The following is a 15,582-nucleotide window of genomic DNA, read 5'->3' on the forward strand; positions in this document are numbered from 1 at the left end:
TGGTTCTTGCCAATTTTCGATATGCTAGCAAGAAAATTCCGAGGATCAAAATACTAGCCTAGCATTAAACTGTAAATCTAAAGCTTCCAAAGACTATTTATTCATTTTATTTATATATTAATTCAGTACGCAACAAGCTGCAAAAATAAAAAAACGTCTTTTTTAACGTTTTAATAACAACTAGCACTGTTTATAAGCTTTTATATATAGCTTATAACCAAGCCACAAAAATACCGCATACCATTGAATTAAAAGAACTTTCGACGCTTATTAGAGCCTTCATCCTGAAAAATATAAAATACACCATATAAGTGAATTGATTTATAAAATAATCCTCGGTATTTTGTACGACCTGCTTAGTATAAATATTCGATACTCGACTGGTATCCTCAATAATAATTACGACCAGAAAATAAGCATCAGGGCATGAAGCCACTTCACGTTCATACACGTATTTAGATGTATGATTAGCAATAACAACATACAACACCCTGTCCAGTCTAAGGTTGAAGGAGTCTACATTAATGAGTTTATATCATCCTAATGATTCAAAAGATAATTGTGGTTTTGGCCTCATCGCCCACACCAAAGGCGAGCCAAGTCATAAGTTGGTTAGTACCGCAATTGAGGGGCTTGACCGCATGCAGCATCGTGGCGGTATCGCTGCTGATGGCAAAACAGGCGATGGTTGTGGTTTATTGTTGCAAAAACCCGACGCATTTTTTCGCAAAATAGCTGAACAGCAAAACTGGAAGCTAGGCAAAATGTACGGTGTTGGTGTGATTTTCCTTAACCAAGACCAAGCATTAGCTGACTTGGCCAAACAGGTCATTACTGAAGAATTAGAAAAAGAGACGTTGGCTGTTGTTGGCTGGAGAGTTGTGCCTACAGATAATTCAGTCTTAGGTGATCTTGCGGTCTCGTGTGTGCCTCAAGTTGAACAAGTATTCGTTAACGGGCCATCAGGATGGCGCTCTCAAGATTTAGAACGACGTTTATTTATGGCTCGCAGGCGGGCAGAAAAACGTCTATCTAATGACGAAGATTTCTATATCGCCAGTTTGTCTAGTTTAGTCACAATATACAAAGGCCTAGTTATGGCCGGCGACTTACCCCGGTTTTATCTAGACTTAGCAGACGAAAACATGAAGTCAGCTATTTGTGTGTTTCATCAACGTTTTTCAACTAACACGTTGCCACGATGGTCATTGGCTCAACCATTTCGATATTTGGCACACAATGGTGAAATTAATACCATCCGTGGTAACCGCGATTGGGCACAAGCGCGAACAGGTAAATTCAAAACACCTTTGCTACCTGATTTAGCGGATGCGGCACCTTTTGTTAACGAAGTAGGTTCTGACTCTTCATCATTAGATAATATGTTAGAGCTGTTTTTAGCTGGCGGCATGGATTTATTCCGTGCAATGCGTTTATTAGTGCCACCTGCTTATCAAAATAACAAAACCATGGATGAAGATTTAAAGGCCTTTTACGAGTTCAACTCCATGCACATGGAGCCTTGGGATGGCCCAGCTGGTATTGTATTAACTAACGGTCGCCATGCAGCGTGTAATCTTGACCGCAACGGCCTTCGTCCTGCACGATATGTCATAACTAAAGATGGTTTAATCACTTTAGCTTCAGAAGTGGGTATTTGGGATTATAAACAAGAAGACGTGATTGAAAAAGGGCGTGTAGGACCTGGCGAAATGCTAGCTATAGATACTGAGACGGGTAAATTATGGCGCTCAAATGAAATAGATGATGATTTAAAAGGTCGCCATCCATATAAAGAATGGCTAGATAAAAGTATTCGCCGCTTAACACCTCTTGAAAAATGTGACGCGCCTGAAATCGGCAAACGTATGTTTGACGACGATATGATGAATACGTACTTTAAGCAGTTTAATTACAGCTATGAAGAACTTGAGCAAGTGGTGAAAGTTTTGGCTAAAGACGGCCAAGAAGCCACAGGCTCTATGGGTGACGACACACCCATGGCTGTACTTTCTGGGAAAAGTCGTACAATTTACGATTATTTTCGTCAACAATTCGCTCAGGTAACCAACCCCCCAATTGATTCCTTACGTGAAAACCACGTGATGTCACTCGCTACTTGTATTGGCCGTGAAAAATCAGTATTCACAGAAACATCGGGGTACGCTGATCGCGTGTTGTTCGACTCACCTATCATGGTGTATACGGATCTTAAACAATTACGTGATTACGACCCGGAGCATTATTATTCTGAGTTTGTTGATCTTAATTACCCACCGGAAGAAGGGCTTAAGACAGCCATTAATCGTATTTGTAATGAAGTTGAGCACTTAGTTTCTCACAAACGCGCCGCCTTTGTTATTTTATCTGATCGAGCCATCAAATCGTCACGGATCCCTATCCCGGCAGCTATGGCAGTGGGTGCGGTGCAAAAACGCTTAGTAGATAAAGGATTGCGTTGTGATGCAAATATAGTAGTAGAGACAGCATCGGTCAGAGACTCGCATCACTATGCAGTATTGATTGGTCTGGGTGCTACAGCAATATATCCGTTCTTGGCGTACGAAATTATTGAACAAATGTGTGAGTCTGGGCATCTAGACATGACGCCGATGCAAGCAATTGTTAATTATCGCAAAGCGATAAACAAAGGTTTGTACAAGATCATGTCAAAAATGGGGATCTCAACCGTTGCTAGTTACCGTAGCTCAAAATTATTTGAAGCGATTGGTATTAGCAGATCTGTTATGGACATTTGCTTTAAAGGGGTGCCAAGCCGTATTCAAGGTGCTGACTTTGAGGATTTCCAACAAGATCAAGTTAATTTAAATCGTGTCGCTTGGTTAAAACGTAAAAATGTAGACCACGGCGGGTTATTAAAATACGTACACGGCGGTGAATATCACTCTTACAACCCTGACGTAGTCACAACACTACAAAAAGCTGTGATAAGTGGTGATTACTCGGATTACCAAAAATTTAGCACCTTGGTAAATGAAAGACCAACTGCTTGTTTACGTGATTTATTGGCTTTATCACCTGATTCAGAAGCCATCTCGATTGATGAAGTTGAACCTGCAGAAAACTTATATCCGCGCTTTGACACGGCAGCTATGTCAATTGGTTCCTTAAGCCCTGAAGCTCACGAGTCTTTAGCTATCGCTATGAACCGTTTAGGTGGTAATTCTAACTCGGGTGAAGGTGGCGAAGATCCAAAGCGTTTTGGTAATGAACGTAACTCAAATATTAAACAAATCGCATCAGGTCGATTTGGGGTAACACCACACTATTTGGTCAATGCAAAAATCTTACAGATAAAGGTTGCACAGGGTGCTAAACCTGGTGAAGGTGGCCAATTACCGGGTGATAAGGTTAACAAGTATATTGCAGAACTACGTCATTCGGTGCCCGGAGTCACGCTAATATCTCCACCACCCCACCACGACATTTATTCTATCGAAGATTTAGCTCAGTTAATTTTCGACTTAAAACAAGTGAACCCTGATGCGCTAATTTCAGTGAAGTTAGTGTCGGAGCCAGGTGTAGGTACTATCGCTTGTGGTGTTGCCAAAGCTTATGCCGATTTGATTACTATTTCGGGTTATGACGGCGGTACAGGTGCCAGTCCATTATCTTCAGTTAAATACGCAGGTAGCCCTTGGGAATTAGGTCTTGCAGAAACTCAGCAAGCTTTAGTAAGCAATGGTTTACGCCATAAAGTACGTGTACAGACAGATGGTGGTTTAAAAACCGGTTTAGATGTTGTTAAAGGTGCTATTTTAGGTGCGGAGAGCTTCGGTTTTGGTACTGGACCAATGGTTGCTTTAGGCTGTAAATATCTACGTATTTGTCACTTGAATAATTGCGCGACAGGTATCGCCACACAAGATGAGAATTTACGTGATAATTATTTTGCGGGTTTACCTAATATGGTGATGAACTACTTCAAATTTATTGCACAAGAAGTACGTGAGATTATGGCTTCAATGGGTGTGCGTAAGTTGGATGACCTGATTGGACGTACTGATTTGTTAAAAATATTAAACGGCGTAACGGCTAAACAGAACAAATTAGATCTCAGTCCTATTTTAGCTAAACCGTTAGCAGGCGACCACACTAAACTTTTTTGCAGTGAAGGCGCTAATGCACCTGCTGATAAAGGAGATTTGAATCAGTTATTATTAGCAGATTTAGCATCTGCAGTGAAAAACAAAAGCGGCGGTATATTCAACTATTCTATTCGTAATACGGACAGGTCTGTTGGCGCTATTATTTCTGGTTTAATTGCCAAACATCATGGCAATAAAGGCATGAGTGAAGACCCCATTAAATTAAACTTTACCGGTACGGCTGGGCAAAGTTTTGGTGTTTGGAATGCGGGTGGTTTAGAAATGACTTTAATAGGTGATGCCAATGATTACGTAGGTAAAGGAATGGCTGACGGTAAACTCGTTATTCATCCACCTAGAGGTGTCAGCTTTAAGTCAAATGAAAGTGTGATAGCAGGTAACACCTGTCTATATGGTGCAACTGGTGGTAAATTATTTGCTGCAGGGCTCGCTGGAGAACGCTTTGCTGTGCGTAATTCTGGTGCTATAGCTGTTGTTGAAGGCATAGGTGATAACGGCTGTGAATATATGACTGGCGGTATTGTGGCAGTGCTTGGACGCACTGGTGTAAACTTTGGCGCGGGTATGACCGGTGGTTTTGCTTATATTCTGGATGAACAAAATGATATTGAGCATCGCGTAAATAGTGAATTAGTAGAGCTTATGTCTATCGAAGATAAAGTGATTTTGATGGAACACTTACGAGGTTTAATTAATCAGCATTATGAAGCAACAGGTAGTGAACATGCTCACAAAATATTAAGCAACTTTGCTGCATATTTACCGAAATTCAGACTGGTTAAGCCAAAAACTAGTGACGTTAAAAATTTACTTGGTCACATAAGTCGGTCTACTGCCGAACTTCGTGTTCAAGTACAATAAGGAGGTATCATGTCTAAAAATGTATACCAATTTGTTGATGTAGAGCGTATCGATCCACCTAAAAAGCCCTCCATCCTCAGACGTGAAGAATTTGCTGAAATATATCAGCCAATGAGCGAGACTCAAGTAGCGGGTCAAGCTGATCGATGCCTTGATTGTGGTAACCCCTATTGTGAATGGAAATGCCCAGTGCATAACTTCATTCCACAATGGTTAAGCCTAGCAAATGAAGGCCGCATTTTTGAAGCGGCTGAATTATCGAGTAAAACGAATACCTTACCCGAGGTATGTGGACGTGTATGCCCGCAAGATAGATTGTGTGAAGGTGCCTGTACCCTAAATGATGATTTTGGTGCGGTGACTATAGGTAGTATTGAAAAATACATTACCGACACCGCCTTTAAGCAAGGTTGGCGACCAGATATGTCCAATGTTGTTAAAACCAATAAGAAAGTCGCTATTATTGGTGCAGGACCAGCGGGTTTAGGCTGTGCAGATATTCTAGTACGCAACGGTGTAAAACCTGTTGTATTTGACAAGTACGAAAAAATAGGCGGTTTGTTAACTTTCGGCATTCCCTCTTTCAAATTAGAAAAAGAAGTCATCGCATTGCGCCATGAAATCTTTGCTGAAATGGGAATGGAGTTTGTTCTAAATACCGAAGTAGGCAGAGACCTTCCCTTCCAAGATTTATTGGATGGTTACGATGCAGTCTTCTTAGGAATGGGAACTTACAAGGCTATGAAAGGCGGTTTTGATAATGAAAAAGCGCCTGGTGTCTATGAAGCTCTGCCTTACCTAATTGCCAACGTTAATCGCCAATTAGGCTTAGAAAAATCACCTGATCACTTTATTGATATGAAAGGTAAAAAAGTGCTGGTGTTAGGGGGTGGTGATACCACTATGGATTGTGTCAGAACAGCCATAAGACAAGGCGCACCCGATGTCACTTGTGCTTATCGTCGTGACGAGGCGAGTATGCCAGGCTCACGCCGTGAAGTTGTTAACGCCCGTGAAGAAGGTGTGAATTTCAAATTCAACCTTATGCCGCTCGATATTGCCGTGGATGAAAACGGTAAAGCGATTGGTGTAAAGATGGTAAAAACTGAGATGGGTCAACCCGATGCAGAAGGTCGCCGACGCCCAGTCATGGTAGAAGGCTCTGAACACGTGCTTGAAGCTGACGCAGTGATTATTGCATTCGGCTTCCAACCTAGTCCTGCTAGTTGGTTTGGTGACTATGGCATTATCTTAGACGAGAAAGGCCGGGTACGTGCCCCGAAACATGGCAAGTTCGCATTCCAAACGTCGAACCCTAAAATATTCTCTGGTGGCGATATGGTACGAGGCTCTGATTTAGTGGTGACTGCCATTGACGAAGGTCGCAACGCTGCTGAAGGTATATTGGATTATCTAGGCGTCTAGGCGGTTAGATACATAAGGCAAATAGAAAAAAGGGGCTTGCGCCCCTTTTTTTATCTTAGGCGAAAAAAGTAAAAATATTTTAAACCACAGAGGACAAAGAGCACTTCGCTACACAGAGGAACAGACTTCAAAATTCACTTTTCTTTTCCTCTGTGACCTCCTTATCCTCGGTGGTGAGCAATCTTTTATTTCGTAATGGTCAGGATTTCACCACTGAGAACACAGAGCGCTGCGCTACACAGAGAAAATATTTAGAATTTAAAAGACTCATCATATTTTTGTTTTTCCTCTGTAGCCTCATTGTCCTCGGTGGTGAGCAAGCTTCTATTTTGTAACGGTAATATCTACCCACACTAATCGATGATCCGACGAACTCTGTCGGTCTTTAATTAAACGAAACAAAGGATCATCTGGTTTAGGCCAAAATACGCCACTCCCCTTCACGTTAAGTGATGTTGAAGGTAATACATAATCAGCTCGCATTGCCCATTCCGCAGTATGTTGTGCTGAATAGGGATTAGCGGGCGTATGAACGCTGCCAGCTTCACTTTGTGGCACAATTGAATCATTAACTAGCGAATGCTCAAGTAGCCCTTTTATGCCGCTCTTGATGCCATCACCTTCAACTGGTGAGGCATTTAAATCACCGGCAATAACAAAGTGTTCGCCTTTAAAACCACCTCGTTTTTGATTGTCATCGTAAATATAAGCCGATAGTTCACTGCCAGATAAGTAATCAGTCCAAAAACGTATCTCATCGTGATTACGTTTACCATTACGATTTTCTGGACCATCAAATACAGGGGGTGTGGGATGACTGGCCAGTAAATGAATGCGGCGATCACCCACTTTAATGGGAATATCCCAGTGGGACTTAGACGACAATCGCAATATTTGCTGCGCATCTTGGTTGTAATATGGCACCCCGTTTACGTCCTTGATAGTTGCCATTAAATTATCTGGCATATCTTTCCACAGGAAATGTTGAAACGTACGGATTTGGTCAAATTGAATCGGATATTTACTCAGTACCAACATACCATAGTGGCCTGGGAAAAAGCCGAAGCCAAAGGCATCGCCTTTCGTGCCAGATGCTATTCCGTCTTTATCTAGATCTAAGCCAGAATCAACACCTGTATTGACAGGAGCACTATAGAAATAAGGGTAATCAATAGGCTTAATATTATTCTGAGATACGTTTAGATAATGCTTTATAAAATTCTGAGCGTCTGTTGCTGACTGGTTTGAATAATCAAACTCATTTAAAAGAACAATGTCAGGTCTTATTCTCTGAATAATTTCTGCAATGTTTTTAATTTGTGTATGTTTACCATCGTGTAAGTTGCTCTGCAACGCATCACCTGTAGTCGTCTGGCCTTTTGCAACATAATTGGTGGCATCCATACTGACATTAAACGTGGCAATTCGAATACTTTGGCTATTTGAAGACATACTGAATACCATTAAGAAGATAAAAAATAATTTAAACATTATTTAACCGTTTTTGAATTACAAATAAAAAAGCCGACCCAGAGGAGTCGGCTTTTTAGATTCTAAATTAAATATTTAGAACTTATAGTTAACACCTATGCGAACTGACCACAACGATGCATCACCAACTCGAGTCTGACCAGCAGGATCTAAAAATGCTTCATATTCATACTGACCAAGCTCATTAATTGAAGCTTGTATTGCAGGCTGTGCACGAGGGAAGCTTGTTTCATACAAAACACCCCAGTCATCGTTCAGCATGTTACCAAAGTTCTCAACCACGATAAACGCTTCACCTTTATGCTCCTTCATGAAACCAGGAAATTCCTGAGAAACACGAAGATCCACTTTGGTCCACCAATCGCCATTAATGCTGTTACGCTCCATGATTCCACCACGCTTCAGACCTTCTGAATCGATGAATGCGTTAAATGCTTCTACATCGAAATCGTCGCCATAAACAACGTTACTATCGTTAAGATCAGGAACGTATAATAAATGACGGTCGACGAAACCAACTGAGTCACCAAACGCGAAACCTGTATCCTCGCCAAATGTATAACTATACGGGCGGCCTTCGTTAACTGTAGCGAACATATTGAAACGTGTTCTGTAGCCATCAAAAAACTCATTCGTATAAGCTAAGCTAAACGTAAAACGTTGAGGGATCTCGTAGTTAGACGCAGCTAAACCTGGATTCTCAGGGTCAGAGGTGTTGTTCAAATAGTTAGAAAACGCAACAGAGCTTGTCATTGGGCTGACTTCATCAGTTGAAACGTTTGCGTATGAAGCACTCCAGTCAATGCCGTTATCAAGAGACTGGCTTAAACCAACTGAAAAAGTTGTTGAATCGCCTGAATCGCCGTTAACATTTGTCAAAACAAAATCTTGACTACGTCCATTCACACTTGTGTAAATCGGGCGTCCGTCAGGGGCAGTATTACCACTCAAACCACGACTGAAATCACTAATAATTGCTGAGTTTTTCTTATCTGAGTAAAGAAGGTCAAGCATCACCAACAAATCATTTTCGAATGTATAAGTTGCACCTAGAGCGAACTTCCACTCAGAAGGAATTTCGAAGTCAGGGTCTTGAATATTCAGACCACCGTTACGACCTTCACCATTTGCAACGGCATCAAAAAGATCTTGTGGAATATCGAGAATTGGATTGCCTCCACCATTGAAGGCCATTTCAAATACTGAAGTACCAGATCTGTCTTGGTTCTCAAGCTGAATAACACCGTTGTTTGAATAGTTATTAGAAAGCCATACATTTGGGTTACCGCCGGAGTACAAACCAACACCACCACGCACTTCCAATTGTTCACTAGCGTTCCAGTTTATGCCTAAACGGGGTTGTAACAAATCAAGACCGTCTAAATTTTGTTGGTTACTGAATCCATATGTGGCTTCAACTAATGGGTTTTCTGGAGGAAGATCATCACTGCTATACCAATCATAACGCAAACCGTAAGTGACGGTGACGTCTTCATCTAACCAGTAATACTCGTCCTGAACATAAAGAGTATTGATTTCGTAAGCAAAGGTAGCCGCCGCATCTGACGGATTGTTAGTCACTCCCGCATTCTCATATGTAATACGATTAGGCGTTCCAGCTTCGAAGTCATCAATCGAACTAAAGCGATACTCGCCTTCAGCCTCTTGGATAAACAAGTTAAACACATCAAGCTTCTCGTACTCATATCCAGCAGTAATCACGTGGTCACCAACCGTATAGGTACCGGCTAGTTTTATCGTGTCTGTGTCGTAAGTTAATTTATTCGCGTGACGTGAGTCATCTGCACCTAAATAAACTGTAGCACGAGAATTGGAACCATCACCGTCATGGTCAAACTCGGTACGTATCTGCACTTCACCAAAATCAGTGCCACCAAGAGGCGTAACTGACGCTTCGAAATCTGATGTACCTATCCTTAATTCGGTAGAAAAATTATCTGTCCAGTCGGAGTAAACAGAAGCGACATAAGAAGTAAATTCACCGCGTTGGTCGTAGTAATGGTCAGAAAACTCAAACTCGTTTGAATCACCATCTGATTCGCGGATGATGTTCCCATCGTTGAAGTTATACACAAATGATGCACGATGCGCATCATTAATTTGCCAATCTAATTTAAGAAGAACTTTTTCATCTTCTACTGGGATACTGGACACAAGACCGCCAGGGGTATAGCCGTAGCTATCTATGGCTATTTGTTGAATACGGTCAAGCTGAGCTTGTGAGACACCTTGAACAGGTGTTGCTGCATTTGAGTCACCTGCACCTCGGTCAAACAAGGTGGCACCTTCTAGCTTTTCGTAAGCACCATAAAAAAACAGTTTGTCTTCTATTAATGCTCCACCAAAGTTAACACCGTAACGCTTCTCAGTAAAGTCGCCGGTATTAAGCTTATCGCCTTCTAATTCATCACCACGAAGAGAGTCACTAGTATAGTCAAAGAAAGAACCGCCGTGCCATTCGTTGCTACCAGACTTAGTTACAGCGTTAATATTGCATGCAGTGAAACCACCATACTGAACATCAAATGGTGCTAATTCAACAGCTACCTGAGCAATGGCATCGTAAGAAAATGGAATACGAACCGTTGGGTAACCATTTTGATTAAGACCAAAGTTATCATTCATCCGCACACCGTCAAGCGTCAAGCTGTTGAAACGTGAGCTTGCACCAGCACACTGAATACTGTCTTCGTTAGCCTCATTAATATAAATACGCGGGTCAATTTTAATAAGGTCTTTAATATCACGGTTGATAGCTGGCGCAGTTTCTAAATCATTTAAACCAAAGTTTGCAACAGGACCTGACGAACCATACGATGAGTTAACTATTGAACTAGTAACAGCGATGCGCTCGATATTTTCTTGGCTTTTCAGATCGATGTTTTGGTTTAAGGTCTCGCCCAATGTTAGATACACATCAGTCATTGTGCTGGTTCCAGCAGTATCCTGCACTGCGATTGTGTAAGGACCACCTACACGCAAACCTCGCAAGTTATAACGGCCAGTTTCATTAGTAGAAATAACTTTAACAGAACCGGTGCGGGAGTCAGTAATGGTAACTGTTGCTCCTGCCACTGACTGCCCATTTGCAGATAATACTGTACCATTAATAGCTGAAGAAGTTTCTTGCGCCATTGCCGCAGTTGACATGCCAACTGCCATAGCGACTGCAATCGCGATGCGATTGAGTTGTGTTTTTTTTAACATTATGTGTTTCCTAAGTTTTATCTGTTCTGAACATTTGGCCAGAACTGTTGTCTGTGTAGAATGCCATGAGACAATGCCAATGGCTTGGTTGATCGATTCAAATCGATTTCTCATTCCGTTAAACGCAAGTTTAACAGATTAATTATGACACTTTTATTACAGCCGTAACAGTGTTGGTGTAAATTCATCAAACTGTCTCATTTCTCTGACCAAATCATACAAGTTAGCAACATATCTTAACAAAAATCTTACAAACCTGACCAGTAGGTCAAGTGTAAAAATCTACATTGTGAACTGACTTTTAGCAAGTTCACTGGTATCTTTCGTACTAATTTACTTCTTTAAGAAACGGTTTGGTATGTCTACCCCTTTAGTTATTGCCATTTCAGGCGCATCTGGTTCTGGTAAGTCTTTGTTTACTGAGAATTTATTGAAAGAGTTCTCAGAAGAAGGCAAAACTGTTCAAATTTTACGAGAAGATCATTATTATCGTTCCCAAGACCATTTACCCATGGCAGAACGAGAAAAAAATAATTATGACCACCCAAAAGCATTCGAACATGAATTATTAGTTGAACATTTAGAAGCATTAATAAACTGGAAAGCGATCGAGTATCCTCATTATTGCTACAAGACTCATACTCGTCTCGAGCAAACAGAACACTTGATTTCAGCACCCGTTATTATCGTCGAAGGCATTATGTTGTTAGCAAACGAGGCCTTGCAGCCTTTATTTGATATTAAAATATTTGTCGATACGCCCTTGGATATTTGCTTATTACGCAGAATGAAAAGAGATATTGCCGAAAGAGGTCGTACGTTAGAGTCTGTGGCCAAGCAATACGAATCAACCGTTAAACCTATGTATCACCAATTCATTTCACCCAGTCGCTTTACTGCTGATGTGATTGTCACTCAAGGCGGTAAGAACCGGATTGCACTCGATGTGATTAAATCTCATATTCAGCAAAGCCTGCTTTAAAACAGCAGAGTGATGTGGATTACTAATAAAAATATAAAGGAAATCATATGGTTAGTCTAATAGGCGTTGCACTTATGCTGCTCATCGCCTTTGCATTGTCGTCTCACAGAAAATCGATCAACTGGCGCACCGTGGGGGGAGCATTTGCTATCCAGGCCTCTGTTGGCGCATTGGTGCTGTATTTCCCTCCTGGTAAACAGTTTCTGTTGTCGTTAACAAGTTACGTAGAAAATATTATTAGCTATAGCCAAGATGGTATTACCTTTATTTTTGGCCCGTTAGGTAATAAATCGATGGGTTTTATCTTCGCTTTTAATGTGTTGCCGGTGATTATATTTTTCTCTTCGCTGATTACAGTTTTATATCACTTAAAAATTATGAATGTCATTATCCGAGTTATTGGCGGATTTTTACAATATTTCCTTAAAACCAGTCGTCCAGAGTCTATGTCCGCCGCAGCCAATATTTTTGTCGGTCAAACCGAAGCGCCATTAGTTATTAAACCTTATATACCCAATTTAACCCGGTCTGAACTTTTTGCCGTTATGGTAGGTGGTTTAGCCTCCATCGCAGGCTCAGTTATGGCTGGTTATGCGAGTATGGGTGTTGAAATAGAATATTTACTGGCGGCGAGCTTTATGGCGGCACCGGGTGGTTTATTAATGGCCAAAATTATTATTCCTGAAACAGAACAAGTCAAAAATGAACTGACTGAGAAGGAAGAACAAGACAATGAATACGCTAATATTTTTGATGCCGCGGCCAGTGGCGCAGCCAATGGTTTACATCTGGCATTAAACGTTGGCGCAATGTTATTAGCCTTCATTGGTTTGATCGCATTATTAAATGGACTGATTGGCTGGGGTGGCGGTTTCTTTGGTGCCGAAGATATCAGTTTTCAGGTGATATTAGGTTATGTCTTTCAACCAATTGCTTGGACATTAGGTGTGCCATGGGAAGAAGCTAATATAGCGGGCAGCTTTATTGGCCAAAAAATGGTGGTGAACGAGTTTGTTGCTTATCTTGATTTCCTCAAGCACCAAGATCAACTTTCCCCGATTACTCAAGCTATCGTAATTTTTTCTTTGTGTGGATTTGCAAACTTTTCATCTATCGCCATATTAATGGGTGGAATAGGTGCAATGGCACCAACTAGACGTAAAGAAATTGCCCAGTTGGGTTTAAAAACAGTATTCGCAGCAACTTTAGCCAATTTAATGAGTGCCGCCTTAGCAGGTTTCTACCTCAGCCTTTGACAGAGAAACAAGTAGAGAGAAAATGATTATGGAATTAGTAGCAGTAGATTATAAAGCACCCGATGCAGACAAACTTTTTGTAGAGTCCTTGCACAAAACCGGCTTTGGTGTATTGAAAAACCACCCTATTAGTCAGGACAGAGTCAGCAGTATTTATAAGCGCTGGCAGGCTTTTTTTAACAGTGAAGAAAAGAATCAATTTACGTTTGATAAAGATACTCACGATGGATTTTTTTCAACTGAAATATCTGAAACCGCAAAGGGCTTTAAGAAAAAAGATATTAAAGAATATTTTCATTTTTACCCATGGGGGCGTTGCCCAGAAGCATTAAAGCAAGAAGTAGCAGATTATTATCGAGATACTAATGCATTAGCTTCAGAGTTACTCACATGGGTTGAGAAATACTCACCACCAGAAGTGTCAGCTAAGTTCACACAATCGCTCTCGAGCATGGTGACTAATAGTGAACAAACCCTGTTACGTATTCTGCATTATCCGCCATTAGACGGCTCTGAGGAGCCAGATGCAATCCGTGCCGCGGCTCATGAAGACATTAACTTGCTCACATTATTACCTTCAGCCAATGAACCTGGTTTGCAGGTAAAAGGTACCGGTGATTCATGGATTGATGTACCTTGCGATTTTGGTAACTTAATCGTAAATATTGGCGATATGCTGCAAGAGGCATCTGGCGGGTACTTCCCATCTACGACCCACAGAGTGGTTAACCCTCAAGGCAGCGATCAAACTAAAGCGCGGGTTTCTTTGCCATTATTTTTGCACCCGAATCCAGAAGTAGTTTTGTCTGAAAGATACACGGCCAGAAGTTACTTGAAAGAGCGCCTTGAAGAGTTAGGTGTCGCTTAATCTAACACCTGATAAGGATCAGCCGCCTGGAAACTAACTAGGCGGCTCCTGGGGCAAAAATGCAAAATGTAGATATGTGTCAAATTTCTATAAATTACGTAGAAAGTCTATTTTATGTTGATACTTGTCTTCATTTTGACGATTATGCGCTTTATTTTTGGCCTGTTTAAAATATCGTTTGCTTTGTTGTAACTCACCAATCTCGAAGTAAACTCGAGCCAGTCCAAAATACACTTCATGCTTACTTCTATCTAAAGCTAAAGCCCTTCGAAAATGTCCTAAAGCTTGATCCCAATGTTCCTGCTCCATCTCTTGTTCACCTAAATTGACATGGTAATAAGGATTGCTGTTGCGCTTATATTCAACTTTAGCCAAAATGGCTTCAGCTTCCTCTTCTCGTCCGGTAAAGGTATACAGATAAGCAAGGTTTTCCGACGCCGTTAGACTATCAGAGTTCAATCCCAGTGCATGTTGATAGGTTTTTTCAGCCTGATTAAAATACCCGCTTAATCGATACACAATGCCAAGATTTATCCATCCCGAGTCAAAATTAGGGTCAATTAACAAAGCCTCACGAAAATAGGCATAGGCGGAGGTATAATCTTTTCGCAATAAAGCATCAGCACCTTTATTATTATAAAACATCGCCATTACAGCTTGTTTACTCACGATTTTTTTTGGGCAGTCCACTTCTTGATGATTGGGGGTCGAAATCAACCTGAAAACTGCGCTTGTTAAGCATGAAAACATTTGGATCATGGGGAGCAAACATTTTTAAATTGATATGCCCATTTAACAAGCTAAAACCCGCCTTTCTTGTCCAAAACTCAGGGATCATAATTTCCTGAAAATCCACATAAAAACCTGCTTCTTTTGCCATAGCATACGTCATGATAGACATAGACAAACAATTCGCTGCACGGGAATGAAAGGTCTCAATGGCGGTGTTGTTGGCATCTCCCTGATAGAGTAAATTGAGATCTGAGCGATCAAATATGCCTCGCACCAATGCTTCCATTTGATCAATTTTATTTGTCTTTGATGCAATGGTTGATTTGACGAATGCTTTAGCCTTGTCATCTAATCTAAAAATTTCCTGCTCTGACTCTATTTGAACTTGTGTAAAACCAACAAAACCTCGATCGTATAACAACAACTCAGAGGGAGTAACATAGACGCTTGTAGACTGACAGCCACAAAAAGACAAAGAGAAAACAAGTGTAATTAGAATATTCTGGATACTTGAAGCTAGCTGCATTTGATGCACTCCACCAGTAAATCAACATAATATTAACATAGCTGCAATAAGGAATAACTGCTAGTTAACTCAACGTAATAAAT

Annotated in this window: 9 protein-coding genes; 5 read left to right on the forward strand and 4 right to left on the reverse strand. The window is 41.0% G+C overall.

Translation table 11 applies throughout. The features are described 5' to 3' along the window. The first annotated feature begins 524 nt into the window (after nucleotides 1–524). Both gltB and C427_RS21560 read left to right on the forward strand, forming a co-directional pair. On the forward strand, nucleotides 525–4,991 hold the full coding sequence (gene gltB / locus C427_RS21555; RefSeq protein ID WP_007641464.1) for a glutamate synthase large subunit: 4,467 nt from the start codon (nucleotides 525–527) through the stop codon (nucleotides 4,989–4,991). Nucleotides 4,992–5,000: 9 nt separating this feature from the next. Then, nucleotides 5,001–6,416: an FAD-dependent oxidoreductase gene (locus C427_RS21560; protein WP_007641466.1), complete on the forward strand. Its 1,416-nt coding sequence runs from the start codon at nucleotides 5,001–5,003 to the stop codon at nucleotides 6,414–6,416. A 324-nt stretch (nucleotides 6,417–6,740) separates the two neighbouring features. Here C427_RS21560 and C427_RS21565 read toward each other — a convergent pair whose 3' ends face one another. After that, entirely contained in the window at nucleotides 6,741–7,907 is a 1,167-nt protein-coding gene (locus C427_RS21565) for an endonuclease/exonuclease/phosphatase family protein (RefSeq protein WP_007641467.1), read from the reverse strand. Between the two features lie 75 nt (nucleotides 7,908–7,982). Next, nucleotides 7,983–11,135 (reverse strand): TonB-dependent receptor, encoded by a 3,153-nt coding sequence (locus C427_RS21570; RefSeq protein WP_007641471.1) that lies wholly within the window; start codon nucleotides 11,133–11,135, stop codon nucleotides 7,983–7,985. A 358-nt stretch (nucleotides 11,136–11,493) separates the two neighbouring features. On the opposite strand from C427_RS21570, the gene udk reads away from it, so the two are divergent. Genes udk through C427_RS21585 form a run of 3 tightly spaced genes read left to right on the forward strand, consistent with a single transcriptional unit; the run spans nucleotide 11,494 to nucleotide 14,241 of the window. Beyond that, a complete protein-coding gene (gene udk, locus C427_RS21575; protein WP_007641473.1) occupies nucleotides 11,494–12,117 on the forward strand; it encodes a uridine kinase in 624 nt (207 codons plus the stop codon). 47 nt (nucleotides 12,118–12,164) lie between these two features. Beyond that, nucleotides 12,165–13,373, forward strand: a complete 1,209-nt coding sequence (locus C427_RS21580) for a NupC/NupG family nucleoside CNT transporter (RefSeq protein ID WP_007641474.1) — start codon at nucleotides 12,165–12,167, stop codon at nucleotides 13,371–13,373. A gap of 28 nt (nucleotides 13,374–13,401) precedes the next feature. After that, on the forward strand, nucleotides 13,402–14,241 hold the full coding sequence (locus C427_RS21585) for a 2OG-Fe(II) oxygenase family protein (RefSeq protein WP_007641476.1): 840 nt from the start codon (nucleotides 13,402–13,404) through the stop codon (nucleotides 14,239–14,241). Between the two features lie 87 nt (nucleotides 14,242–14,328). Here C427_RS21585 and C427_RS27945 read toward each other — a convergent pair whose 3' ends face one another. Continuing rightward, nucleotides 14,329–14,910: a tetratricopeptide repeat protein gene (locus tag C427_RS27945; protein WP_236613722.1), complete on the reverse strand. Its 582-nt coding sequence runs from the start codon at nucleotides 14,908–14,910 to the stop codon at nucleotides 14,329–14,331. Further along, nucleotides 14,903–15,499: a hypothetical protein gene (locus C427_RS27950; RefSeq protein WP_015431325.1), complete on the reverse strand. Its 597-nt coding sequence runs from the start codon at nucleotides 15,497–15,499 to the stop codon at nucleotides 14,903–14,905. Before C427_RS27950 ends, C427_RS27945 begins: the two co-directional genes overlap by 8 nt. Nucleotides 15,500–15,582 lie beyond the last annotated feature (83 nt).

Origin of the sequence: Paraglaciecola psychrophila 170 (genome assembly GCF_000347635.1) — a bacterium.
Classification (GTDB): Bacteria; Pseudomonadota; Gammaproteobacteria; order Enterobacterales; family Alteromonadaceae; genus Paraglaciecola; species Paraglaciecola psychrophila.